Annotated in this window: 27 protein-coding genes and 1 pseudogene; 23 read left to right on the top strand and 5 right to left on the bottom strand. The window is 45.4% G+C overall.

Annotated elements, in window-relative coordinates; all coding sequences use genetic code 11:
* Positions 1–44: 44 nt before the first annotated feature.
* From ACKA06_RS14800 to ACKA06_RS14845, 10 genes are all read left to right on the top strand, one after another.
* A complete protein-coding gene (locus ACKA06_RS14800; RefSeq protein ID WP_411160005.1) occupies positions 45–1,772 on the top strand; it encodes an aminoglycoside phosphotransferase family protein in 1,728 nt (575 codons plus the stop codon).
* Positions 1,773–1,818: 46 nt separating this feature from the next.
* Positions 1,819–2,256, top strand: a complete 438-nt coding sequence (locus tag ACKA06_RS14805) for a hypothetical protein (RefSeq protein WP_411160006.1) — start codon at positions 1,819–1,821, stop codon at positions 2,254–2,256.
* A 397-nt stretch (positions 2,257–2,653) separates the two neighbouring features.
* Positions 2,654–3,115: a DIP1984 family protein gene (locus ACKA06_RS14810; RefSeq protein ID WP_214871589.1), complete on the top strand. Its 462-nt coding sequence runs from the start codon at positions 2,654–2,656 to the stop codon at positions 3,113–3,115.
* Positions 3,116–3,862: 747 nt separating this feature from the next.
* A complete protein-coding gene (locus ACKA06_RS14815; RefSeq protein ID WP_032088282.1) occupies positions 3,863–4,555 on the top strand; it encodes a helix-turn-helix transcriptional regulator in 693 nt (230 codons plus the stop codon).
* Between the two features lie 92 nt (positions 4,556–4,647).
* Complete coding sequence (locus ACKA06_RS14820; RefSeq protein ID WP_214871588.1) at positions 4,648–5,547, top strand: DMT family transporter; 900 nt, start codon at positions 4,648–4,650, stop codon at positions 5,545–5,547.
* 623 nt (positions 5,548–6,170) lie between these two features.
* Positions 6,171–7,445 (top strand): S1C family serine protease, encoded by a 1,275-nt coding sequence (locus tag ACKA06_RS14825; RefSeq protein WP_411160007.1) that lies wholly within the window; start codon positions 6,171–6,173, stop codon positions 7,443–7,445.
* A 148-nt stretch (positions 7,446–7,593) separates the two neighbouring features.
* Positions 7,594–8,475, top strand: a complete 882-nt coding sequence (locus ACKA06_RS14830) for a foldase protein PrsA (protein WP_411160008.1) — start codon at positions 7,594–7,596, stop codon at positions 8,473–8,475.
* Positions 8,476–8,607: 132 nt separating this feature from the next.
* Positions 8,608–9,492: a hypothetical protein gene (locus tag ACKA06_RS14835; RefSeq protein WP_411160009.1), complete on the top strand. Its 885-nt coding sequence runs from the start codon at positions 8,608–8,610 to the stop codon at positions 9,490–9,492.
* Between the two features lie 149 nt (positions 9,493–9,641).
* A complete protein-coding gene (locus ACKA06_RS14840) occupies positions 9,642–10,340 on the top strand; it encodes a response regulator transcription factor (RefSeq protein WP_064563275.1) in 699 nt (232 codons plus the stop codon).
* A complete protein-coding gene (locus ACKA06_RS14845) occupies positions 10,330–11,739 on the top strand; it encodes a sensor histidine kinase (RefSeq protein ID WP_411160049.1) in 1,410 nt (469 codons plus the stop codon). The genes ACKA06_RS14840 and ACKA06_RS14845 overlap by 11 nt, the downstream gene beginning before the upstream one ends.
* Positions 11,740–11,833: 94 nt before the next feature.
* Here the strand turns inward: ACKA06_RS14845 and ACKA06_RS14850 are convergent, their stop codons facing one another.
* On the bottom strand, positions 11,834–13,486 hold the full coding sequence (locus ACKA06_RS14850) for an ABC transporter substrate-binding protein (RefSeq protein WP_411160010.1): 1,653 nt from the start codon (positions 13,484–13,486) through the stop codon (positions 11,834–11,836).
* A 103-nt stretch (positions 13,487–13,589) separates the two neighbouring features.
* On the opposite strand from ACKA06_RS14850, the gene ACKA06_RS14855 reads away from it, so the two are divergent.
* Entirely contained in the window at positions 13,590–14,864 is a 1,275-nt protein-coding gene (locus tag ACKA06_RS14855) for an MDR family MFS transporter (RefSeq protein ID WP_411160011.1), read from the top strand.
* A 462-nt stretch (positions 14,865–15,326) separates the two neighbouring features.
* Positions 15,327–15,881, top strand: coding sequence for a hypothetical protein (locus tag ACKA06_RS14860; protein WP_411160012.1), 555 nt, complete (start codon positions 15,327–15,329; stop codon positions 15,879–15,881).
* A gap of 45 nt (positions 15,882–15,926) precedes the next feature.
* Here the strand turns inward: ACKA06_RS14860 and ACKA06_RS14865 are convergent, their stop codons facing one another.
* The 4 genes and pseudogenes from ACKA06_RS14865 to ACKA06_RS14880 form a co-directional block, all read right to left on the bottom strand.
* On the bottom strand, positions 15,927–17,156 hold the full coding sequence (locus ACKA06_RS14865; RefSeq protein WP_411160013.1) for an MFS transporter: 1,230 nt from the start codon (positions 17,154–17,156) through the stop codon (positions 15,927–15,929).
* Between the two features lie 47 nt (positions 17,157–17,203).
* Positions 17,204–17,857 carry an ArsR/SmtB family transcription factor gene (locus tag ACKA06_RS14870; protein ID WP_411160014.1) on the bottom strand — a complete coding sequence of 218 codons (654 nt, stop codon included), beginning with the start codon at positions 17,855–17,857 and terminating at the stop codon, positions 17,204–17,206.
* A 142-nt stretch (positions 17,858–17,999) separates the two neighbouring features.
* Positions 18,000–18,378 (bottom strand): annotated as a pseudogene (locus tag ACKA06_RS14875) (hotdog domain-containing protein).
* Positions 18,378–18,890 (bottom strand): GNAT family N-acetyltransferase, encoded by a 513-nt coding sequence (locus ACKA06_RS14880; protein WP_411160015.1) that lies wholly within the window; start codon positions 18,888–18,890, stop codon positions 18,378–18,380. The pseudogene ACKA06_RS14875 and the gene ACKA06_RS14880 overlap by 1 nt, the downstream one beginning before the upstream one ends.
* Positions 18,891–19,181: 291 nt before the next feature.
* On the opposite strand from ACKA06_RS14880, the gene spxA reads away from it, so the two are divergent.
* The 11 genes from spxA (at position 19,182) to ACKA06_RS14935 (ending at position 25,446) form a co-directional block, all read left to right on the top strand.
* Entirely contained in the window at positions 19,182–19,577 is a 396-nt protein-coding gene (gene spxA / locus ACKA06_RS14885) for a transcriptional regulator SpxA (protein ID WP_064564852.1), read from the top strand.
* A gap of 75 nt (positions 19,578–19,652) precedes the next feature.
* Complete coding sequence (locus tag ACKA06_RS14890) at positions 19,653–20,066, top strand: RrF2 family transcriptional regulator (protein ID WP_032088288.1); 414 nt, start codon at positions 19,653–19,655, stop codon at positions 20,064–20,066.
* Positions 20,067–20,141: 75 nt separating this feature from the next.
* Positions 20,142–20,465, top strand: a complete 324-nt coding sequence (locus tag ACKA06_RS14895) for an IDEAL domain-containing protein (protein ID WP_176716113.1) — start codon at positions 20,142–20,144, stop codon at positions 20,463–20,465.
* Between the two features lie 230 nt (positions 20,466–20,695).
* Positions 20,696–21,139: a GNAT family N-acetyltransferase gene (locus ACKA06_RS14900; RefSeq protein ID WP_411160016.1), complete on the top strand. Its 444-nt coding sequence runs from the start codon at positions 20,696–20,698 to the stop codon at positions 21,137–21,139.
* A 532-nt stretch (positions 21,140–21,671) separates the two neighbouring features.
* Positions 21,672–22,094, top strand: a complete 423-nt coding sequence (locus ACKA06_RS14905) for a DUF4181 domain-containing protein (RefSeq protein ID WP_411160017.1) — start codon at positions 21,672–21,674, stop codon at positions 22,092–22,094.
* Positions 22,095–22,113: 19 nt separating this feature from the next.
* A complete protein-coding gene (locus tag ACKA06_RS14910) occupies positions 22,114–22,350 on the top strand; it encodes a DUF2651 family protein (protein WP_411160018.1) in 237 nt (78 codons plus the stop codon).
* Between the two features lie 111 nt (positions 22,351–22,461).
* A complete protein-coding gene (locus ACKA06_RS14915) occupies positions 22,462–23,016 on the top strand; it encodes a DUF488 domain-containing protein (protein ID WP_411160019.1) in 555 nt (184 codons plus the stop codon).
* A 131-nt stretch (positions 23,017–23,147) separates the two neighbouring features.
* Entirely contained in the window at positions 23,148–23,375 is a 228-nt protein-coding gene (locus tag ACKA06_RS14920) for a hypothetical protein (RefSeq protein ID WP_032088293.1), read from the top strand.
* Between the two features lie 353 nt (positions 23,376–23,728).
* Positions 23,729–23,884 carry a hypothetical protein gene (locus tag ACKA06_RS14925; protein ID WP_411160020.1) on the top strand — a complete coding sequence of 52 codons (156 nt, stop codon included), beginning with the start codon at positions 23,729–23,731 and terminating at the stop codon, positions 23,882–23,884.
* Between the two features lie 339 nt (positions 23,885–24,223).
* Complete coding sequence (locus ACKA06_RS14930; RefSeq protein WP_411160021.1) at positions 24,224–24,985, top strand: YdcF family protein; 762 nt, start codon at positions 24,224–24,226, stop codon at positions 24,983–24,985.
* A 53-nt stretch (positions 24,986–25,038) separates the two neighbouring features.
* Positions 25,039–25,446, top strand: a complete 408-nt coding sequence (locus ACKA06_RS14935) for a hypothetical protein (protein ID WP_411160022.1) — start codon at positions 25,039–25,041, stop codon at positions 25,444–25,446.
* The last annotated feature ends 9 nt before the right edge of the window (positions 25,447–25,455 follow it).

The raw sequence follows: 25,455 nt of genomic DNA on the forward strand, positions 1-25,455 counted from the left end.
GGGCATGGGGACCTCCCCCCCCTGACCCGCTTGGAGGTGTTGTGATGCTGGATGTTAAGACTGATCGCAGGTTTAAGGTGATTGAACCTGTCAATAAGGGCTGGTCGAGTGATAAGAAGTATTATGTGGAGACGGTCACGGGTGAGAGGCTGCTTCTAAGGACGGCGGACCGCCCCCAATATGAAATGAAGAAAAGTGAGTTTGAAGCGATGAAGCAGCTGGCGGAAATGGGGATATCGATGTCTAACCCGCTTGAGTTTGGCTTATGCGACGAAGGGGATAGTGTCTACACGCTCTTTTCTTGGTGCGACGGTGAAGATGCCGCAGAGGTTTTGCCAAAGCTGACCGATACAGAACAGTATGAGCTGGGGCTGAAATCAGGGCGGTATCTCCGTCAGATTCACTCGATCCCTGCACCGGCGGATGAAGAGAGTTGGGAAATGAAGTTTAACCGCAAAGTGGACAGCAAAATCAAACAGTATAATGAATGCCCGATTAAAATTGACGGCGGTGACCAAATTATTGCATATATAGAAGCGAACAGGCATCTCCTCGTCGGTCGTCCGCAATCGTTTCATCACGGAGACTATCACGTTGGAAATATGGTCATTTCTGAAGAAAAGGAACTGTCTATCATCGATTTCAACCGTCATGACTTTGGTGATCCGTGGGAAGAGTTCAATCGGATCGTGTGGAGTGCTTCTGCGAGTCCGCATTTTGCCACCGGACAGGTCAACGGATACTTTGGCGGCAGACCGCCCGAGGAGTTCTTCAAGCTCATGACTTTTTACATAAGCAGCAATATGCTGTCGTCAATCTCTTGGGCGATCGTTTTTGGAGAAAAAGAGGTCGAGGTCATGAAGGAGCAGGCAAATGAAGTCATGGAATGGTTCGACGGTATGAACAATCCTGTGCCGACCTGGTATTTGGAAGACTTCTACGTTCAGTACATAAATCAAATTCCATACAAATTAAAATCTCCCTTCGACTTTTCATTCATAAAGCAGTACGGGGAAGTCTTCAAAGTGTATGACGATCAGGATTCCGGCAATATCTGCTTTGGGGTGAAGAATGGGGACGACAGGTATTTTATAAAATTTGCCGGTGCCCCGACAGCCAGGTACCAGGGTAAACCTGAGGATGCCATCGCTGAGCTGAAAGCTGCCGTTCACGTTTATGAGGACCTCGCTCACCCTTATCTGGTCCGGCTGATCCGGTCGGAGGAAGCCGGCGGAGGGTTTGCAGCCATTTTTGAATGGACAGACGGTGAATGCATGGGAAGAATGTATCCCCTTTCCAGGGAGAAGTTCATGAGGATGCCTGATAAAACCAGGCTCGGTGTGTTCAGTGATATTATCGATTTTCACATACACGTTATTAAGAAGGGCTACGTGGCCATCGATTTTTATGACGGCAGTATCCTGTTTGATTTTAAAAAAGAAAAGACCTTCATATGCGATATTGACCTCTACACAAAGTGTCCCTATATGAATGAAATGGGGAGGATGTGGGGCTCGTCACGATTCATGTCCCCGGAGGAATTCGAGCTTGGAGCGCAAATAGACGAAATCACCAATGTCTACCTCATGGGAGCCACAGCTTTCGCCCTGTTCGGCGGCGAAACAGACCGATCCCGCGACAAATGGAGACTGAGCGGAGAACTCTACAATACAGCCGCCAAAGCAGTCAGCGATGATCGGACCAGCCGTCACCAAACACTGGCGCAATTCAAGGAAGTGTGGGTCAGGGGGACAGGTAAGTTGACTCAGTAAAGTATTACAACTATAGGCATTAATGCAAAAGAGGAAGGCGATCGACGTGAAAAAATCAGTAATAGTTGTATCGATTGTTGCAGCTGCCATGTTTCTCGCAGCTTGTCAGCAAGACCGATCAGAAAAGATGGTCTTGCTGGATGAGAAAATCTCCGCAGTAGACATATCGGAGTCGAAAGGGCTGGGAGGGATGAATGAGGAAGTCCTGATGTCATTCACGGACAAGGACTCCCTTTCCATATTCAAAACAGCCATCACGACTGCTCGCAAGCAACCAGGGAAAGTGGATCTGACGGAACCTGATTATGACGTCATGGTGCAGTACGAATCCGAAGAGGGGCAGCTGCCGACACACGGTATCCATTTATGGCTTGGTGATGAAGGAGATGCGAGCACCTTCGTGTATATCGGGGATGAAACAGTTTATCACGTACCACCGGAAATCACCAAACAGTTGAGGGGATTGATTGTTTCAGAAGGGTAAAGCCGGTGTACTGATTGGATGCGGAAGCTATGATGTGTTCAGATGAGATTTTTCGACAAGTTGCATGTATTTTGAAAAAAGTGGTTCGTAAATTTGATATTTGGAATGTAAACGGCGGATTTGGTTCGTAAATAGTAAAAAGGGATTGGAAATTTGAAAAATTGGATCGAAAGTGACCGATGAGTACGGCCCGGCACTGGTAACAGTCTAACAGAACCATATATTTAACAGTAAATAACTATTTCACTAACTTTTTTTACAGGTAATCTATAAAAATTAAGAATTATTTTATGAAACTTCATGCTGAATTGGCTTATGCCGGGGCACCTACACTGTCCCGTGGGTTATACCGGGGCAGATCAACTTGCCAATGGATTTATTATAGGGGTGATGACAGATGAAGCTGGCTGAAGCACTAATTCTACGCGCTGATTATCAGAAGCGGGTGGAGCAGGTAAGGAAGCGTTTGATTCAAAATGCCATCGTTCAGGAGGGGGATCTGCCGAATGAGGAGCCGAGGGAACTGCAAAAAGAGTTGACGGATCTTTTACGGAATTTGAAAGCATTGATTCAAGGAATCAATAAATCGAATCTCCTCACTGCCTTTGATAAAGGGCAGACACTTGCAGATGCGTTGACGGCGAGGGATCTATTGGGTCAGGAAAGAAAGATCTACAGCGATCTCCTGGAGCACGCAAACGTGCGGCACGACCGCTATTCAAGGACGGAAATAAAGAACGTGACTATCATAGACGTCAAGGAAACACAAAAGCTTGTCGATGAATTATCAAAAAAATATCGATTGATAGATATAAAGATTCAGGAGCTCAATTGGATGACGGATTTAATAGAGAAGTAGGGTCAGTTGGTAGCGGAATGATCAGGCGAATACCAAACCGTGCAGCTGGTGAATGTTGCAATCATGGCAAGGGTTCCGGAGTGACCCTTGAGGTTCAAGTCCCCATCTCACAACTCATACCCAGTAATGTAACACCAGTACAAATGAATGTAACACTTGACTACCAGGTATTGATTTTCATTTCGTGAGGGCGGATAGGGGAAATTATACAATGGTCCTAATCCCGGCACACGCCGGCGGCAAGGGCCGATTTTTATGATAAAATTAGTAGAGTTCCTTAAAACTGACACCTTAGAGGACTTCGTGATAATACTAACATAGATAAATCAGGGGAATCAGTAATGGCGATTGTCAGTTTTTTGCTTATCGGATGGATCCTAGGCTGATTCAAATTTGATGAATTATTCATCCAGGCAATCAAGGAACTGTTCTCAAAAGAAATTACGAAAGCAAGCTATTACTTTGTATTTTTCTGTATAGGGGCACTTGGTGATATTGTCTTGTTCTTTAAAGGAATTTATTTCTTCTTTTCATAAAAATAGGGATGAATGCTTCCATATGGTGACGAAACTAAGGGAGGTAACTATAAAATACGAAAGTGGCATACAGGGACAACTGGATACGCAGCAGCCGATAACATTTTTGCAGAGATAAAACATCGGAGGATCAGCGGGTCAGGGGAGAGCTCCTAAAGTGAGCCGCGGTACCTGTCCCCGCGGCTCAAAATCAGGAAGGAGGCAGAGGATTATGGAATTAGTAGATCAGCTGTTATGTGAAAAGAGAACGTATAATAAGAAGTTTCATTCACATAAGCACGGATTTGGGCAGTTTCTTTTTCCGCTTGTAGGGTCGCTGGATATCCAGACAAAGCGGCAGGAGCTGAAGCTTACGCCTGATCACTGTTTTTATCTGCCTCCGTGGTTTGATCATCAGTACCGTTCGGTCGACCGGAATGAGTTCTTGATTCTGGATATCCCGGTGCATTATCTGCCGGGTGAAACGGACAGCATGTATATGACACTGGATGAACAGTGGTCGTCGATTCGCTATTTACTGTTGGAAGAAACGAGTAATACGGAGAACCGAGCATCATTGATGAGCTTGACCCGATATGTGACAAGCAAGCTTCAGCATAGTTATTCTCCTTCCATTGAATATATCCACAATCATTTCAGGGAGCCGATCAGGTTGGAGACACTGGCGGAATTGGAGCATTATCATCCGGCCTATTATTCGGCCTGGTTCAAGAAAAAGACCGGGAGAAACCCGAAAGCCTATATTTCTGAACTCCGCTTGAACGAAGCTGAGCATCTGTTGCTCTCAACTGGATGGACGATGTCGCGGATCAGCGAGGAAGTGGGGTTTGAGAATTCTTCCTCGTTTACCAGGTGGTTTTCAAGGCGAAAAGGGATCTCCCCGCAAGCATTCAGACATCTTTAAAATGGTTAAAAGGATATCAAACTTGGTGAAGAAATTTCAATTGAAATTATCTATTCTGAGTTTAGATATTCTTTTTTTATTGAGGTGATCACATGAAAGGTCCAATATTCATTTTACTCGCAGGCATCCTTTGGGGAACCACGGGGACGGCGCAGGCATTTGCCCCGGAATCGGCCCATCCGATTGCGATCGGTGCGGCGCGCTTGGCTGTCGGCGGTGTATTTTTATTATGTATCGTATTGGCAAAGGGTAAAGTGAACCTTAGGTATTGGCCTGTAAAACAAACCGTTGCGGCTGCCCTGAGCATGGCATTCTATCAGCCTCTCTTTTTCTCGGCGGTCACGCTGACAGGGGTGGCGATCGGAACAGTAGTCGCGATTGGGAGCGCACCAATCCTTTCGGGGATGATCGAATGGCTGGTTTTAAAAAAGCGGCCTTTACTCATTTGGTGGTTTTCTACCTTTCTATCAATATCGGGCTGTCTGCTGCTGTTTCTGAATAACGGATCTGCATCTGCTGATCCTCTTGGAGTACTCCTCGCACTGGGAGCGGGTCTGACGTTCGCCGTCTATACCCTGGTAAGCAGAGAATTAGTTGAGAACCACTCGGCACTGTCAGTGGTCGCCGTCGTGTTCACACTCAGCGCAGTCTGTTTATCCCCGATTCTATTCATCTATGACATGTCCTGGGTGGCGAGCCTGAGAGGAGCAGGAGTGAGTCTTCAACTGGGAATCATGTCGACCGGGATTGCTTATCTTCTGTTTGCCCGGGGGCTCCTCCAGGTAAGCTCCTCCACCGCCGTCACACTAGCGCTGGCAGAACCGATGACAGCCGCATTACTTGGTGTATTCATAGTTGGAGAACACCTAAGTCTGCTCTCATGGCTGGGAATTCTCCTTCTCCTGGCCGGAATCGGAGCGCTTGTCTGGTCAAGCAGACGGAGGGACAAGGTGACAAACACCTTGTCCCGTTCCGCCTCAAACACTTTATGATAGGCTTGGGACAGGTACACTGACCCGCCATTGAAGCGGGCCGCGGTACCTGTCCCCGTGGCTCAAAGAGGCTGGGACAAAAGTGTTTAGATTAAGTGAAACCCGAACTAATTTGCAAAAGATAGGGCAAATTAGTTCGGGTTTTTAATTTGCCGAAGTGCATTTAGAGTTTAGCCCTTTCTAGCGATTGATTGGAGTGCAAGTCGAAGACTCCTGCGGGAAGAGTAGCTTATGTGAGACCTGTCCAGCTCCAGGGCTTAGAGGCACATGTCATAAGTCAAATCGGCCAAGAAGGCAAAGAACGCCTTCATGACCGATTCGCCTTATGCCACCAGCCTCTAAACAAAGCCCTTCCGCTTTTCTTCCCGCAGGCTTGCCGAGGAGGCTTACGGACTACCCGCAGAAAGCGAAGTCTTGCAGGGAAATCATTAGCGGAAAAAAGAACCTATATTGATATTGTTTGTCTTTGTATAGTAGCTCTTTAGTTTTGACTCAACCTCTTCTTTTATCCCTGAAAACTTCCCATCCTGTACATAGATTGTTAATAATTTCGTAATATTTTCCTTTTAAGATGAAATCAACAGCAACGATCAGCAGAGAAAAATTCTAAGGAGGAAGTAAAGATGTTTGAACATAACAATCAGAATGAAGAAATGACACATATAGAAGATAAACCAAAAGAGGTGATCAACGAGGAAAAGCAAAGAAGTGCCCAACAGAAGAAACCTTTAAAAGGTAAGGGCTTCCTGTCTACGGTGAGTGCGGGGATCATCGGATCGATGCTGACTCTGGCAGTCCTGCCGCATACCGATTATTATGAAGACCTCGCACAGCCTAAAGTTGAACAATCAGCAGTGAGTTCAGCGCAAACAGGATCCTCCTCAAATTCAGACATCACTCCGACACAAGTTTCTGCAGGAACAGGCGGGGACGTAGCGAGTATCGTAGAGGACGCATCCCAATCGATTGTAGGCGTTGTGAATTATCAACAGCAGGGCAGCCGCTTTAATGGTGCCGCACAAGATGCTGCCGCAGGGACAGGCTCAGGAGTCCTTTTCAAGAAAGAAGGTAACAATGCTTATATCATTACGAACAATCACGTCATTGAAGGTGCTTCAAAAATTGAAGTATCGCTTTATGACGGTGAGAAAACGGAAGCCGAATTAATCGGTGCTGATCCGCTGACAGACCTGGCCGTGCTGAAAGTTGACGACAAATACGCGGACAACCTCTTGGAAGTCGGTGATTCCAGTGCGCTGCGTGCCGGCGAGCAGGTGATCGCAATCGGGAACCCACTCGGCCTGGATTTATCAAGGACCGTGACCCAGGGGATCGTCAGTGCGGTCGACCGGACGATTTCAGTCGATACATCCGCGGGGGAAACTGAATTAAATGTCATCCAGACAGATGCCGCGATCAATCCAGGGAACAGCGGCGGAGCGCTCTTGAATTCAAAAGGCGAGCTCATTGGAATCAACAGCCTGAAAATTTCCAACTCAGGAGTGGAAGGACTTGGCTTTGCAATTCCGAGTAAAGACTTCATGCCGATCGTGAATGAAATCATCGAAACAGGGAAAGTGGAACGTCCGTATATCGGAATCGGGATGACCAACCTTGCCGAAGTACCTCGCAGCTATCTTCGCGGACTGCCTGATAAAGTGGAATCCGGTGTGGTCGTGGCAAGCATTGATAACACATCAGCTGCAGCCGAAGCCGGGATCAAAGAAGGCGATGTCATTACAGAGCTGAACGGAAAGCCGGTTGAGAATGCGGCCGATTTAAGAAGACAGCTCTACTCTGACTTGAAGGTAGGCGATAAAATCGAGCTGACCGTTTTCCGCGGATCAGAAGAGGAGACAATCAGTCTGACGTTGACGAGTAATGCAATGGTGAATTAATGGAGGGTTTGGAGTGTGGTGCCAGGCACAGATTATGGTGATTGTGCCTGGCACAAAACGGATGATTTGAGCCAGGCACCAAAAACCCGGCGTGTACCTGGTACATGCTGAAACCCAATCCAATACCAACAAAAAGGAGAGCGGATCATTGACTAAAAAGAAATCGATCACATTATGGAGTATTTTAGGATTTGTTGTTATCACAGGCGCACTGCTTGCTGCGTTTGGATTTTCAAAGGAAGAAGTGGTGGCGAAGGTAGGGAAGGAGTCGATCAGTAAGGATGAACTGTACTCGACGCTAGTGGATCAGTATGGAGAGGCTGCTCTTGATACGCTGATCGCCGAGAAGATCGTGGAGCTTGAGGGTGAGAAGAAAAATATTACGATCAAAGACAGTGAGATAGAGAATGAGCTTCAGTCAATCAAAGAATCATACGGGGGCGATGAGGCTTTCGATGAAGCGCTGGCATCCAGCGGGGCCAGTGTTGACGGGCTTAAGAAAAATATCGAGACGTACCTGATGACGGAAAAATTACTGAAGGACAGGGTTTCCATCACAGCTGACCAGATTAAAGAATACTTCGAAGAGAATAAGGATTCGTTCGCGCAGGCTGAGCAGGTGGAAGCGAGTCATATTCTAGTGGAGGATGAGAAGACCGCACAGGAAGTGAAGAAAAAGCTTGATGAAGGCGGCGATTTTGCAGAACTTGCGAAGGAATATTCCACTGATACGTCCAATGCCGAATCGGGCGGGAAGCTAGGATTTTTTGCTAAAGGAGAAATGGTGGAGGAGTTCGAGGACAAGGCATTTGCGATGAAAAAAGGTGAAATCAGTGAACCTGTCAAAACGGAATTCGGATACCATATCATTAAAGTAACGGACAAGAAAGAAGCGAAGGAAGCGGTAATTGACGATCATAAAGAGGAAATTAAGGATACGCTTTTGGATCAGGCAATGCAGACGGAGTACGGTACATGGCTTGAGGAAAAGAAAGAGAAGTACGATATCGACAACCGCTTAAAAAGTTAATCTGCCGGCAATGGTTTATTCATAAATCGGTCATATCTTCTGGAGATAATGAGGATGCACGGGACAGGATTCTGACCTCGTTCAGCATTTAAGCAGATCCTGCGCCGGAGCAGCATAATAGGAGGAAAGAAAATGAAAAAGAAAAAACCATTAACGCATGTATTGACAGGTGCGCTGACTGTCGGGATAATGGGGGCGATTCCAGCCTTCGCTGCTGAGGAAGACACCGGAACTACGAACGATTCGACTGTGGCGGACAAACAGACGGATCTGGAGTTCGGGCGTAGCGACAGAGGACATGGCGGTAAGTTCCGCCTCGATGAAGATCAATTGAAAGAAAAGGCAGAAGATCTGGGAATCGAAAGTACGGACAAGGATTCCAGGGAATTGGCGAAGGAAATCATGAATGCAGAATATGACAAAAGAGCAAAAGAACTTGGAATCGACACGGAAGGGAAAGATCACCGTACAGTGATGGAAGAAATCCGTGGAGCCGAGCTCTCTGAAAAGGCGAAAGAGCTCGGGATTTCAACTGAAGGAAAAGAGCAGGCAGACCTCGCTCGGGAAGTAAGGGAAGCTCTTCTTAAAAAAGAAGCAAAAGAGCTGGGAATTTCGATCGATGGCAAGGAATTGAAGGAAATAGCCATAGATGTGAGAGAAGCAGCTCTCGTAAAGCAGGCCAAGGATCTTGGTATTGAAACACAAGGAAAAGACGAACATGAATTGAGGAAGGAAGTCTTCGAAGCATCTGTTTTAAAAGCAGCGAAAGAACTAGGAATCTCTGCCGATGGTAAATCGACCCGGGAGCTGATGGATGAAATCATGACAGATTATGTGGATGAAGCTGAGAAGTTGGATTTTTTCCCGTTCAATAAGAAAGAGGAATCGTTCTTCAGAATGGGCGGCAAAGGTCACCACGGTCCTGGACATGGGATGGGCTTGCATGAGGGTGGCTCGGCACCATCTGAAGCTCAAGTGAAAGAACCGGCTGCAGACTCAACCAGCGAAACATTATAAGAAAGACATTAACGAAATCCCCGCCAGACCGCGGGGTTTTTGTTCGTTTCAATAGAAGGAATCGGGCAAAACGACTATAATTAAAATAAAGAGGAAAAGAGAGACCGGTTTAAGGAATTGGATTGGACCGACAGGAAAGGAAGATGAGGATGGACGTGCTGGTAGTCGAAGACAATAAAAGTGTCACGTCGATGCTGGAGATGTTTTTTATAAAAGAGGGCATCCGCGGGGAATTTGTCCACGATGGGAATGAAGGGTACAAGCGTTATAAGGAAGGCGATTGGGATGTCATCATCCTCGACTGGATGCTGCCGGGGATGGACGGCGTCACGATTTGCAGGAAAATCAGGGAGGAGGGTTCACAGGTTCCGGTGATCATGCTTACGGCGAAGGACAGCGAATCCGATCAGGTGCTCGGTCTCGAGCTGGGTGCGGATGATTATGTGACCAAGCCCTTTTCCCCGCTTGCGTTGATGGCGAGGATCCGGGCCGTTGCCCGCCGTTATCAGGGAGAGAAGAACAGTGGTGCCCAGGATGTGGCGACGTCAGATTTCAAGATCAGTAAAGAAACCCGTGAGGTTCTGCTAAATGGAGAACCCCTTACGAACCTCACGCCGAAGGAATTCGAACTGCTTTATTATCTATCACGCCATCCGCGTCAGGTATTCTCAAGGGAACAACTCCTCGAACGGGTGTGGGGATATGATTTTTACGGTGATGAACGGACGGTAGATGTACATATCAAGCGCCTCCGCAACAAGATCGGGAGCAAGGAAAAACCGTATCTGCATACGGTCTGGGGCGTAGGCTATAAATTCGATGAGACGGCGGCCGGTGATGAAGGTTAAATTCAGGTACCTGTATCAGCTGCTTCTCAGCCATACAACCGTCCTTATCATCGCTTTCCTTATCCTCGGCACCCTGTTTTCCCATTATGTCGAAAATCTTGTTTATGAAAATAAGGTGGAAGAACTAAGTTCGTATGGGGATAAAATTTTATCGGACCTTGAACGGCCGAGTCCGAGAAGGCCGCTTTACCTGGAGGAATACAGCAATCTGCTTCAGGCGCGGGATATTGATTTGATCACCTTCAACCGAAAAGGGGAGGTATCTTATTCAAGAGGCGGGGTGTACCCGCAGATCGAGCTCTCCAAAGAAGAATGGAATAAGATCGAACGCGGTGAAACCGTCCCGTTGAAAAAAGATTTCGGCCGCTTCAATCAAGCGGTATCGCTTGTGATCATGCCCCGGGTCATTAACGACCAGCTGGTGGGCGGACTCATCCTGATTTCCCCGATCAGCGGCACGAGGGAAATGCTGACTGAAATCAATCAATATCTTTTATATATCGTGCTGCTCGCATTGGCGATTTCAGTGCTGATTTCCCTGCTTTTATCAAAGCTGCATGTGAAAAGAATCCAGCGGATGAGGGAGGCGACGTCCCGTGTGTCATCCGGCAACTACGATGTCCACGTGCCGAGCTCCAGCTTCGATGAAATCGGCGATCTTGCCGCTGACTTCAATGAAATGGTCACAAAATTGAAGCTCTCCAAAGAGGAAATCGATGCGCTTGAAAACAGGAGAAGGCAGTTCATGGCGGATGTGTCGCATGAACTGAGGACACCGCTGACCACGATCCGCGGCGTCATCGAGGGAATCAGGAACGACATGATCCCAGAAGAGCAAAAAGAAAAAAGCTTCGGCCTTGTAAGCCAGGAAACAATGCGGCTGATCAGGCTCGTTAACGAAAACCTGGACTACGAAAAAATCCGCTCCAACCAGATCACGATCACAAAAGTAACCGTCCAGCTGCTCGATGTGTTCGAAGTCATCAAAGATCAGCTCGATTTTCAGGCTGAAGAAAAAGGCAATGAAATTAGGATTCACGCAGATCCCAATGCTAAGGTGCACGCCGACTACGACCGGCTCATCCAGATCCTGATCAATATCACGAAAAATAGCATCCAATTTACAAACGGCGGCACGATCACATTGAACGGCTCGTCTTCGGATCAAGAAACAATGATCGAAATCCACGACACTGGAATCGGCATGGATCCGGAAGAAATCAAATCCATCTGGCGGAGATTCTATAAAGCCGACATCTCCCGGACCAATAACCCATACGGTGAATTCGGTCTCGGCCTGTCAATCGTGAAACAGCTCGTACTCATGCATGAAGGAACCATCGACGTGTTCAGTGAAAAAGGAAACGGAACACGATTCCTCATCCGGCTGCCACTATAGGCGGATCGGGGGGACAGGTACGGTGACCTGTTCAAATTCAAAGGCCCGTCCCACGGTGCGTTAATGCGTTAATACACCGCGGGACGGGCCTCTTTTATACTTCCGGCCGTACCCATAACTTCGCAAAATCCACATAGCCAAAATGCTTGAATTCGATATTCATAATATCGGTCGAGAAAGGAATGTATTTTTTCTCGTAGTAAAGGGGAATCATGATCGATTCCTTAATAAGCATTTTTTCAAGATTCGAGTTCAAGGCCGTCCAATCTTCAAATGGCGTGCGGCGGTACTCTTCCAACCTGCCTTTCCACATTTCATCTTCAGTAAACAGCTGATATAAAGGAGAGAACCCGTTTTTCAAAAAGTGATAAAACGAGAAGTCCTGGTTTGATTCAAAGATTTCCCCGTGAATGAAAAGGTCTACGTCGAGGGTATCAGGCTGCCTGGTCAAGGTGTCGGCAAAGGAAAACCATCGGACATCTGAGGGGATCCCTTCGTTTTCAAAAATATCGATCAGCCATTGTGTCGCCTTGGCGGTATGGTTTGCACAACGGATGATGATTGGTTCTTCAAACTGCGGACGCACAGGCTCTGAAACGAGCAGTTGATGATGATGACTGCCAAGGACACTCATTCCGTTCGGTGTCCAGCGTGGATCACAATCACTGATGGTGCCACGGTGTTTCGCAATGATCCAATGGAGATATTCCCTAACTTCTATTCTTTGAATCTGAGATACCCGGTCTGGGCAAACATTCATGATCACTGCACCGAACCCGGAATCGCTTTCTACTTCTACTGAAGAAGAATGGCGTCCCTCAGAAGGAGAATGATAGATTCCTTTGAAATCCTGAGGGACCTGGACGAACTCGACTACATCGAGGAGCGGCCTCTCCTGGAAATGGCCCTTGAATGCTGCGAGCGTGGTCTTGGTATCCGTATTTTCCTCCAAGGAAAAACATCCGGTCCCAAGGATGCGTCCCTTATTTTCTTTATAAATGCTCCCGCACATCATGGTGAGCATCGGAAGTATATAGCTGCAGCCCCCGGGGTAATGGATATCCACGATAAGAGGGGCCGCCGCCGAGATCATTTCGACCGGTGACCATAGCTCTTTGTAATTAGGGTGTGCCCTGAATCTTTCGAGACAGGCGGTCACATCGCCGGCTGTTAAAATGGATCCATCATGAAACTGGACATCCTTTTTTAAATAGAGTCGCAGTTTAGTGGAGGAAGCATCCCAGCTGTGTGCGATTTCAGGGATGATGTCTCCTTCTTCGGTAATGGACACGAGCCGGTTATACACATTCGCCGCCAGGTGTGCGCTGAGCACGTCAGCCGCCTCGAGCGGATGGATCGAAAAGAAGGGATATCTTTTCGGCACGATCAGCTTGTCTTCCGATGCCTGTACAAATCCGAGTTTTGTTTGAAATTTATTCATTAGCCTCATCTTGCTGTCGGTGGACCAGTCGTACATCAGATACTTGCTGCTCCGTTCGACCGGTTCCTCCTCTATGAACTTTACCACCTTTTCTTCAAAAATCTCCTCAACATCCCGTTTCCATTTAAGCGATGAGACATTTCCGCGGCCCCGTCCTGGAGTGAAAGAGATCCATCCTTCCTCATTCCATTTCTTCAAATAGCGTGTCGTCTGTTTATGACTCAGCTGCAGGGTTTCGGAGATTTCCTCCACCCGGATGCTGCCGGATGGGTAGTACCTCCACAAGGTGAGCAGTTTGTTCTCCATGAGAATTTCCCTCCTTTTTAAAAGGGGACATCATTTTTGAAAGTGTCTATTTTTAAAATATTAAGTCTAGTTTACTATACAGTAAATAGAGGAGGGGAACAACATGAAGTGGAAGGAATTACCTCAAAATATAAGAGTACGGATGATCACATCGTTTTTTAATCGGGCTGTTTCATCAGCCGTCATGCCGTTCATGGCGCTTTTCTTTGCACAGGAAATGAATAAGATCTGGGCAGGGATGTTTCTGATCATCACCGTGGTGATTGGTTTCTTTGTTAATCTTGTGGGCGGTTACATATCCGACCGCTTTCCGAGGAAAAAAGTACTGCTATCGACATCCTGGCTGAATGCTTTCTTTTTTCTCTTAATGACCGTAAGTCTGTTTCCCGTCGATAAAATGATCCTGCTGTTTGCGGGAGCTTACGTCGGGTTCATCATCACAAGCAGCCTTGGCAGGCCTGCAATGCACGCGATCATCATCGATTCGACGACCCCTGAAAACCGTAAAGCGGTATATGCTCTTGATTACTGGCTCGTCAATTTATCAATGGCAATTGGTGCTGCACTCGGCGGTCTCTTGTACTTGAACCATCAGAAAGAACTGTTCATAATGCTCACCTTCACATCCACAACGATTCCAGTTGCGTATGCGATTTGGCTGCAGGATAAGTTCAAGGATCAGCTTCAGAAGAAGCACGACAATGTATTTATCGATCTCATCAACAATTATAGGATCGCTTTCCGTGATTCTGCTTTTGTAAAAGTGGTGGCAGGCTCTACTTTTATTTTTGCAGCGGAATTTTCCCTGAACAGCTACATCGGGATCCGTCTTGCGGAAACATTCAAAGCCGTGAACATCGGGAACTTTGAGCTCGTCGGGGTCAGGATGCTAAGCCTCCTGAACATCGAGAACATGCTGCTCGTTGTATGCTTCACGTTCATCATCAACCGATGCACGGATCGGCTGAATAAAAAGAATGCCCTTCTGATCGGGCTCATCCTGTACGGTATTGGCTATGCGACAGTTACCTCAGCCAACACCTGGTACGTGTTGATTCTATTTAACCTGATTGCAACACTCGGGGAACTGGTTTATTCCCCGATCCGTAACGCCGAGCAGGCAAACATGATCCCGGCAGACAAACGCGGATCCTATTCAGCCTTCTCCAATCTGTCCTTCAGCGGAGCGGACCTCGTCGCAAGATCCACCATCATCATCGGTGCATTCCTCATGCCGACTATGATGAGCGTCTATATCGGATTCATCATCATGCTCGGCACCGTACTCGTCTACAGCGGGTTGTTTGCGCGGGACTGGACAGCGGGCAAGGTGGAAGTGCCGGTGAGTGCGAGCGGGTCGGGGGGACAGATACGGTGATCCGTTCAGTCCCGAGGTGAGGCACGATAAAGAATTCGACAAGTTGCACGTATTCCGATGAAAGTGGAATGCATTTTTAAAACTTTGCTTAAAAAATTCATAAGTGGAACGTATTTATTAGATTTAGATCTGAAATGTTAAAAAGTGGAACGAATAGCTTCCTAGAGCGGTGAATTTCAATGATTTGAAGGCATTTGACCCGGCGTGAAGACTAATTTCTACAGATAGCAGTCACAAATTGCTTAAATATATGAGTAATCTATTAAATTTTTAATTTGAATCTATCATTTTTCATAAAAGTATAAATCTGTGGTCCGCGAACCAACCATAATAAGCCCCAAAACTCACATTCAAACATGAAAGTGGGACAACGAACCTGTCCCTCTGTCCCGAACCATTTCTACAACACGAAATACTATATTATGTAGTACAACTTTAATATGAATGTGAGGAATTAAATAGATGAAAGATGAAAGAGAAGTAAAAGTGGATAATGGTGTTGGGCTTTCTCCGCCCTGGGTTATGTATCATAATGAATTGAAGTATTCAATCGGGCAGGATCCGAATGTGATTGTCGGGCCGCTGATTCCAGTTGGGAGCACATATGTTATCCCTGTGACTGCGATAAGGGAGAAGACGGCAATTGCTCTTGCGACCCTTCTTAAGAATCCGGTTGAGTTTGGTAATATTAGTGTAATGGTAGTGGTGATCAACGGGGATCAGGAAATTGTCAGCTCGCTTCCTTGTCCGCTGAGTGCGTTCGTTGTAGCAGATCTTGTGCAGAACGCACTGTCAGGCAATCCTTATTTTGTCGAAATAGTGGTCAAGCCGCAGTCACCTGGTGGTTCTAATGCCGTCTTTCCGGTGTTCACGCCTGAAGTCATCCAATTCTTTAATGATGATATTTCAAATCTGTGCAATACCTTCACGTCGGTAGCCGCGGATGTATTCGCAGATGTGATGATGGATGCCCTTTGTGATGTGCCGATTTTGTATTCTACCAGCTGTGAAGATTGATTAAATAAAGCCCGGAGACCTTCTTCTCCGGGCTTTTGCATTTAATTACAATCCTTTTTGAGGCAATGTTTCCTTCAATCTCACCGCTGCCATGAGTCCTGCACTCAAAGGCAGTAGAGCAACTAAGCCGATGGCCCAGCCGACGCTCAGCATATCTGTCAGTAACCCGGCGAACAAGGCGCCGAATGCATAACCGCTGTCTCTCCAGAAGCGATAGACGCCCATGGATGATGCCCGCCATTCCGGCCGGGCGACATCACTTATGGATGCCTGCAGGGTCGGATAGACCATGGCGGTTCCAAGCCCCAATAGAATGGCTGCGACCAGCCACAGGCTGTATTGGCCGACGAACAATATCATCCACAGCGACAGGGCTTGGAGCCACATTCCACACACAATCAACCACTTACGGCCGATTTTATCACTGAGAGCTCCGGTGAACAGTTGGAAAAATCCCCATGAGGCAGGATAGATGGCAACAAGCAGTCCGATCTCCGATACACTTAAGCCGACACCCGTAAAGAATATAGGAAAGAGGCCCCATGCCATGCCGTCTTTGAGATTCGTACTCAGTCCGGCAAACGTGATGCTCGATAAGCTTTTGTTCTGATATGTGGTGGTTTTGAAGACTTCTTTAGCTGAAAGAGTCGGTCCATCATGAACCACTGCTTTTGATTGAAGCTTCATATGTCCAGCCGTATCCCTGACGAGTAACGATAGTATGAAACCAATGGCGACGATGACAATTCCCAGATAAAATGGTTCGGGCCGGTTTGAAAAGTTTGTGGCGACGAAACCAGAGACAGCAGCCATTGCCGCAACCCCGCTGTAGCCTGCAAATTCATTCAGTCCGACTGCAGTACCGCGCTGTGTCGGTTTTGACAGGTCGATTTTCATATTGACGGTCATCGACCATGCAAGCCCCTGATTGATCCCGAGGAAGATATTCGCAAGGACAATCATCCACCATGACGTTGCAAAAATAACGAAGAGCGGAACAAATAATCCGAAGCTCCAGCCAATTAGAAGGACTTTCTTTCGGCCAAACCGATCGGCAATCGCGCCTGCAAAATAGTTCACAATCGCTTTTGAAAAACCAAAGCTGATGATGAACGAAAGGGCTGCACTTGCAGAGGCAAGCCCGAATTCATCCTCTCCGATAATTGGAAGGATCGTCCGTTCAAGACCGACCATCGAACCGACAAAGAAGTTCGTTGCCACAAGAAGGATGAAGTTCAGAAGATTCTCCTTCATTCCGATTTTTATTGTACTCACTTTTTTCACCTCCAATTTGGAAAAAACATACAAGAGTTCGAATCCAATTAATGAATAGAGTCAGCCTCTTTCCACTCATGTATACCTTCTTCCATGCGATAGGCTTCAAATCCATTCGCCAACAAGATTTCGACCGCCTGAGTGGCAAAGGCACAATACGGGCCGCGGCAGTAAGCAATGATTTTTTTATCTTTTGGAAGGGAAGAAAGGTGATCTTCAAGTTTCTGTACAGGGATGGATTTTGCTCCATCGATATGTTCATTCATGTATTCATCTTCCGGTCTCACATCAATCAGGACTGCCTCTCCATTTCGTAATTGAGTCATCATCTCTTTCAAATCTACCAGGTGAATCATTTCATTCCTGTCCATATAATCCTTCCGCACATGCGTTATGTCACTGAATTGAATTTCGGCCAAATGCTTTATGGAATGCAGCAGTCCTGCCACATGATCATCAGCCAGGGAATAATAGACATAGTTCTTTTCTTTATGAAAAGTAACCAGCCTGGCTACGAGCAGTGTCTGCAGGTGTTTTGAAGTATTTGCTGTCGACATGTTCGTTTCACCCGAAAGCCTCTCGACTGTCTTCGGCCCTTGAGTCAAATAGTCCACCAGTTCAACACGTTTGGGACTGGAAAGAGCCTTGCTGATCCGGGCAAACTGACTATACACAAAACTTTTGTATTCTCTTGGCCCCAATTCTGACACCCCCAATCTATTCAACTATTTGGTTGAATAGTAAGATTGTATAAAGAAAAACTGACTATGTAAAGAAGGGTGCTCGTCATGAAAAAATCCCGGCCCAAAAGTGCATTCATGCACTGGGACGGGATTGGAAACATCAAATTATCACTCCGGCAAATCCCCCCGGTCAAAACGGCCTTCCCATCCTGGTTCTCGCATTGGAAGGAATCTGTGATCGCGTTCCGGTCTCTTTGATCTTTTTCATAAGGATCGATACGTACAGTGCACCGAATGGTATCACCCGTGAACACCGGCCGCAGGAAATCGAAATTCATCGTCCGGGCCAGGACATTATGATCTTCACCCACCTTAGTGGGAAGTGTGGCTGTCAAAAGTCCTTGGACGACGAGTCTTCCCTGTTCATCAGGAGTCATGTGGTGGATTCCTGCATCTCCTGAAATCGTAGTGAATAATTCCACGTCTTTCATCGTAAAACGGCGTTCGAAAGAATTGGTATCTCCCACTTTCAACGTCATTATTTAGCATCCTTTCTTCTTCTGAAAACTACACTTTCCAGCCTCTTCTCAAGTTCTATTTCATCCCTGAGCGGAATCCCGTCACTCCCGGTCAGCGGGATTTCAGGCTTGATTTCACGGGCGCGGGCGACCGCATTTCGATGAATCTTCACTAAATGAAATCCTCGTTTCTGATAAAACCTCAATGCAAGTAAATTATCATTTGTCGTGACCAGCGTGACCCTCCTACATTTGTGATGGTGTGCGGCACGTTCGACTTCCTGCACAAGGATGGTGCCGATTCCTTTGCCTTCTTCCAGACTGTCCAGGGATATGATCTCACACTCATTGTTACAGATGACATATGTAATAAGCCCGATGATTTGATCTTCAGTATTAAGAATGGCGAATCCGTCCAGCTCTGAGCAATTGTACACTCCGCTTGAAATCACCATCTGCGGGCTTCCCCAGTGAGTGGTGAAGAAATTATTTAACATCTCTTTAGGCAGTTTTTTGGTATTAATAACATTCATCTTAAGACCTCACTTTGTATCTTATAGAGAATATTTTAACATGAATTTCCTTTTTGAAAGTATGAGATGAGAGGGGAGGTTTAAAACAGAAGGGGTGAGGGAAAAGGGTAGGAGTATATAAACGTTATACCCGTTGTTGACATCACTAACTGTAAATATTATAATTACAGTAATAATAAGTTCTCAATCGAAAAAGGGAACTATTTTTTTAAATCTAACTGTAAAAATATTTGTTACATTTAAACTGAACTTGCCATAACTTATATAAGAAACTTTAAAGGAGTGGATAATATGGTCACATTATACGTCACACCGAGCTGTACTTCCTGCCGGAAAGCTAAGGCTTGGTTTGAGGAACATGGAATCGAGTATACGGAGCGGAACATACTGGCTGACCCGCTGACGGTGGATGAAATCAAGGCGATCCTGCGTCTTACTGAAGAAGGGACAGAAGAAATCATCTCGACAAATTCAAAGACATATAAAGAACTGGACGTCGATCTCGATTCACTTCCGCTTAAAGACTTGTACCAGCTGATCATGGACAATCCGAAAATGGTCAAGAGACCGATCATGCTGGATGAAAAACGGATACAGGTTGGCTATAACGACGAAGAAATCCGCAGTTTCCTGCCGAGGAAGCTCCGTACGTTCAACTATCAGGAATTGATGAAAGAAGCAAATTAGGCTGGCCCGGCAGACTTGACTGGCTAATCTGTAGCATATACGATTATCATGCAGATAGGAAGTAGGAGGAAGCCCATGAATAGTGATTTTACTCTGGCCATTCACAGTTTAACGTATCTCGCACTGCAGAATGACCGGATGTCGAAAAGTGATGCGATCGCTGAAAGTGCAGGCGTCCATGCCGTCCGCATCCGGAAGGTCCTGAGTTTACTGAAAAAACACGGGATCATTAAATCGAAAGAGGGGACCGGCGGAGGATTCCTTTTTGCAAAGGAATTCTGCGAAGTGAGCCTTTGGGACATTTACACCCTTACGTCAGAAGGCGCGCTGCAGCCAAAGTGTCCGCAGTCGAATGAAGCGTGTGTCGTCGGAGCGAATATGCACAGGGTGTTGTTCACCATTTTTTTAGGTGCAGAAGAGCATCTTGGCGAGTACCTGAAACAATATACGATAAAAGACATTGTCGATCTGATTTCAAAAGAAAAATGACATGGAAGGGTCGGCCTTTCCTTTAACCTAAATGTAATAAAAATTATTTCAGTTTAAAAAAGTAGGTGGAATATTATGAACAAAATTCTGACAAAAGGCGATTGGATAAAAGCGACTTCCCTGGAAGGGGAATTGATCATCGGTTATATTGTGAATCTGGATCCGCAGGGTACGACCGTAAAAGCGAAAGTCATCACAAGCGACAACAGAGAAATAGAAGGCTCCGTCATTCCGCTGCTCACGAAAGAAGTAAAGAAGCTGCCTGACACCAAAATAGCGAATAAAGAACAAATCCGATTCCTGATTGACCTCGCTCTTTCTACAGGGGATGAAGAGTGGTTCCTCGAGCTCTCAAAGAAATATAATGCAATGAGGGAACTGGTTAAAAATGGTCAATGACAAAGGAAGTGCCTGATACCTGCTGATTTTCCCATGGGTGTCAGGCACTTTTTATGCGGGCTGGGGTCTGGCGGGAGAGTCAAGGCAGCCAGGTGCAGCGGTTCATTCCGCGGTGCCGTGAAGAGCCGGGGGGACAGGTACAGTGGCCAACTCTGGGGCACGCACAGTTTGAAGGTCAAGAAGCCTATCCTATAATAGTTAAGAGAATAATACATAAGAGGTGTGCACACATGAGCTGGAAGGTTAAACGATTTGATGAACTGACAACTAAAGAATTGTACTCAATTTTACAAGAGAGAACACAGGTCTTCGTGGTCGAACAGGAATGTCCGTACCTCGAAGTTGATGGGAAGGACCTTAACTCTTACCATCTTTATAAAGAAGAAAATGGCGAGGTAGCCACCTACGCAAGGCTTCTGCCAAGGGGTGTGTCTTATAAGGAAGCATCCATCGGCAGGGTGTTTGTGAAAAAGGAATATCGCGGGCGGGGGCTGGCAGGCGAACTGATGACCAGGTCATTGAATTTCATCCATGGCGAATTAGGGGAGTCAGAAGTTAAGATTCAGGCGCAGGAGTATTTGAGGGAGTTTTACGGGTCATATGGATTCCGGGTGGTAACCGAGACGTACTTTGATGATGGGATTCCTCATATTGATATGATGTTGCGGAAATGATTGGTATTAGAACGTCAATTTGAATAATTGAGGGATGGGTGCTGAGACGGTTCTCCTGGAATAAAGATTATCCGACAAGTGGAATGTATTTTAGGAAAAGTGGAATGAAAATCTGAAATTTGGAATGTATTTCTGAAATCTGGATTGAGAATCGTAAAAGAGGAATGTATTTTTCAAAAGGGGAATGAAAACTTCGGATGGTGGAAATGAATGGACTAAAAGTGGTATCAGGTTTAGCTGGAATCCTAAAAAACCACCATTTCAACGTAAAATGGATTCAAAACCAATGGAAACCCTCAATTTCATTCCCTTTAACCAAGATTATTGATTCTCAAAGCTGCCTGTCCTTCGTTTCCTTGTAAGGGAATCAAAGGATAGGCTTTTGATATGGGGATAATTGGAACAAATTAGAAAAAATCATTGAACATACCAAGGTTATTTGAAATAATTAGGAGTGAAGTTTCGTGAGCGGCAGCAGGAAATGCTGTACTTGGTGGTGCCCACCCGCCAATCATAGGAAGGTGGAATGAGAGTGGGACTCTTTTTCTTAAAAATAATCTTCTTTTTATTGATCTATTTTCTGCTCTTGTATGCAGCACATCTGGGAATCAGCGGCTGGCTTGGTATGGAAAGAAGGAAGATTTGGTCGAGGGAAAATATTATTAATGAGCATCATGAAAAAGTGGATAGAATACACAAATGGATCCTGATGATTGTCTTATTTTCATGTCCTGTAATAGATGTTTTATATGACTTTGAACAATGGTACCAAAATCCATATACTTATATTCTAGTGATTTTATTATCCGGCTCATTATTAAAAGCTTACATGGAATGGAAATATGTTGAGGATAAACGTGAATATACATATACAATATTCGAGACCAGTTTTAATATCGTTCTGCTAATCCTGTTTTTTACACTGGGAGTCCAATATTTAAATAATTCATTTTAAAAAAGGGTGATGCGATCCGATGAATGTGTTTTTAATACTATTGATCTTATTCCCTGTCATTTCAGTTATTTTGGGGATAGCGGGTTATGCAATCTTCAAGAATATTATTGCTGCCTCAGCAGTTGTTTTCTTTGCATCCATGATTGCATTGTATTTGGTTTTTAACGAAACCTTTTTGATATGGGTGTTTGTGTATACTATTTTGGCTTTAGTTTCAGGTGTATTCGTAAAGGCATTTAATAAAAAAGTGAACTGAATGGAAAGAGCTTATCCGGTGTCAGGAGAAGCTCTTTTTGTATGACTGAAAGCGTAAAAAGACGCTTATGGGGTATAGAATATTATACTTTGCACGAAAGGCGGATTTACCATGGAAGTTTACTCAATTGGCCACTCTACACACACCAAAGAACAATTCCTCAAAATGCTTAAGGCAGCAGACATCGAATACATAGCGGATATCCGTGCATTCCCCGCCAGCCGCAGATACCCTCAGTTTAAAAAGGAGAGCATGTCGGAATGGCTGGAGGAAGCAGGATACGGGTACAGCCATTTTCCGGACCTCGGGGGGAGGAGGCGGTTATCCGGTGTGATCGGAGAAGAGTTGAACACAGGTTGGAACAATCGATCGTTTCATAACTACGCAGATTATTCCCTCACGGATGAATTCAAAGAGGGCCTTTCAAAATTAAAAAACGCAGCATCCGATAAAAAGCTTGCCTACATGTGTTCGGAACGGCATCCGGCGAGGTGCCACCGGCTGCTGATCAGTAATGTCCTGAAAGCGGACGGATGGGATGTTCGGCATATCGTCTTGGACTCAGATGGAGAGGCTTCAATAATCAGTCATGAACTGGGCAAGTGGGGAGCCGTACCGATCATTGAAGAAGATGGGACGGTGGTTTACCCAGAGTTGGAGGGGTAGGTGTCATTTCACCTTAATACATATTTTTTATGCCCCGTTTATTAAGCTTGTTCTATTATTTCGCTCTCTTATATAACATTTTATGGTAAAATAAATGTAAATTGTAAATTTTAAAGATAGAGGTGGCCCACATGGAACAAGCAGAAAAGAGAAATACAGACAGCAAACAAATCGTAAAGAAAAAGGATAATCTCACAGCGTTTAGTGCCTTTGCCGGAGGAGCACTGGGTTGGACGGCAAACACATCACTAAGTATGCTCACTGATGCAGATATGACACCTTTTTATGTGGTCTCGATTTCACTTGGGGTGATGATCGGGCTGCTTTGGGATATCTCCAATAAGATGAACAGAGATTAGCATAATAATTCATTCACTAGGAGATGGCTGAATGTATTCGTTAAAAATAGTAAAACGCGTGGAAGGATCAAGCCGCTAGACATTTTGGGAAATTTCACGCTCATCTGCGCGGGAATTCTTTTCATCATAGGTTTTCTCAATGGCTTCCCTAGGGTTTATTTAAAGTGGATCCTGAAGACTTTGGGTGTGAATCTTATTTCTTCCGGCTGGGAATCTCACTTGTTAAAAGATGATAGAGAAGGCGTCTATGCCTCATTTGGAATGGGAATCATTTCGTTTTTTTATTCTTTAATTTTATAGAGGGAGATGAACTCGCGGAAGCTAGTTTTCCTTAACAGAAAGGATGAATCTGAATGGCGTCTGTTTCAATCATACTTGCAATCTTCCTATTCCTTCTGGGTTACCTCACCCCGGTAAGTACCTTATACACACTTCCGATTTCGCTGCTATTACTCATATTTGGCATCACACGGTTACTAAAAAAAGAAAATGGCCAGGTCCGCCGCTGATAATAGCACTGGAACCTGACCATTTTTATATGTATGTTAGATTGATACCAGGGAAACCCCGACTAGCAGGATGACCAGAAGCACGCCCAAGACGATCACTCTTCTATTGACCATGTTGAAACCTCCCAAGTTGTATGAAATCATCCTCATCTTATCATAGATTCACCGCATTCTGGCTGATGACACACTTTTGAAAACTAGTAATTTCTTACACAGTGAAGTGGTTCATCCGCAGTGGTCAGTCCGATAAATTATACATAATCAACATCCATATTTGTGGTAAAATAAGGATATTACAAAGAATCCTTAACCATACATTCAAAAGGAAGGATCCCTTACATGAAAAAGCCAAAGTCCGTATATTTTATACCTATCATGATTTTATTAATTCTGCTGATTTTGTTCGGCCGTACATTCGGTGTCCTCTTCATCGCAGCAAACATTGTATTCACCTTCCTTATTACTTTCCTATTAAAAAGCTACAAAAAAACAATGAAAAGACCCCGTCTGTATATTGGGCGATCATTAATAGTTGTGTATGGCCTGTTTCTGCTCTCGTTCATCGCGGTCGAGAGCTATCTCATAGTTGAATCTGAGAAATCAAAAGTGATCGATGCATCTGAAGTGGATGTGATGATCATCCTTGGTGCGGGCCTGAAAGGTGAAACTCCATCGAAGACACTGGTTTCAAGGCTCGAAGCGGGAAAGGCGGTCCTCGATGGCAATAAGGAACTCCCTGTGGTCGTTTCAGGCGGCCAGGGCGAGGGAGAGGCGATACCGGAAGCAGAAGCAATGGGACGTTATTTGATGGAAAACGGTATCTCAGGGGACCGTATTATTTATGAAAAAACATCCACCACTACATACGAAAATCTCCGAAACTCTATGGAAGTCCTAAGGCAGCAGGAAATGGAGAATCCAAAAGTCCTCATTGTGACGAGCGATTATCACCTGGTGAGGGCGGAGATGATTGCTGCAGAACTCGGCATTGACACCGTTGGGCATTCTGGTATTTCACCTTTCGTTGTGAGGGTGAATTATTTCATAAGGGAGTATTTTGCCATAGGGAAAATGATGCTGGATAAGGTTCTGACAACCTAAACCGGCGGCTGAATAAGTTGGCTCCTGAGCTGATTTTAAAGAGGGGTATTTTATTGGAAGAGTATATTCGGAATAACCAGGAAATGCTGATCATCATCTATTGCTTCATAATTCTTTGGCTGAACATCGGTTACTTAAGAGAATACAGAAAGATTAAAAGAAGACTAGATGAAATCGCCTCTGCCGATGAACTTGAAATCAATCCTTATTCCATGTCCCTCGATATCATGGTACTGATCTTCAATTTTTTCAGGAGATGGCTGATTTATATCCTGGCAGTGATGATATCCGGAAATCCAGTCGTTCTTATCATTTCGGTTATTCTTTTCATTTTTAGTTTGTATGATTGCTTGTTTAATTACACCATTGAGAAATTGAGGAGATCGAATCTGTTAATGTATCTGGCTGTTGCGGATACGATTTATATAGCCGGGTTTGTTGTATATTTAATCATGAATTAACTGGGAGGA

The organism is Rossellomorea oryzaecorticis, assembly GCF_045897515.1.
GTDB lineage: Bacteria > Bacillota > Bacilli > Bacillales > Bacillaceae_B > Rossellomorea > Rossellomorea enclensis.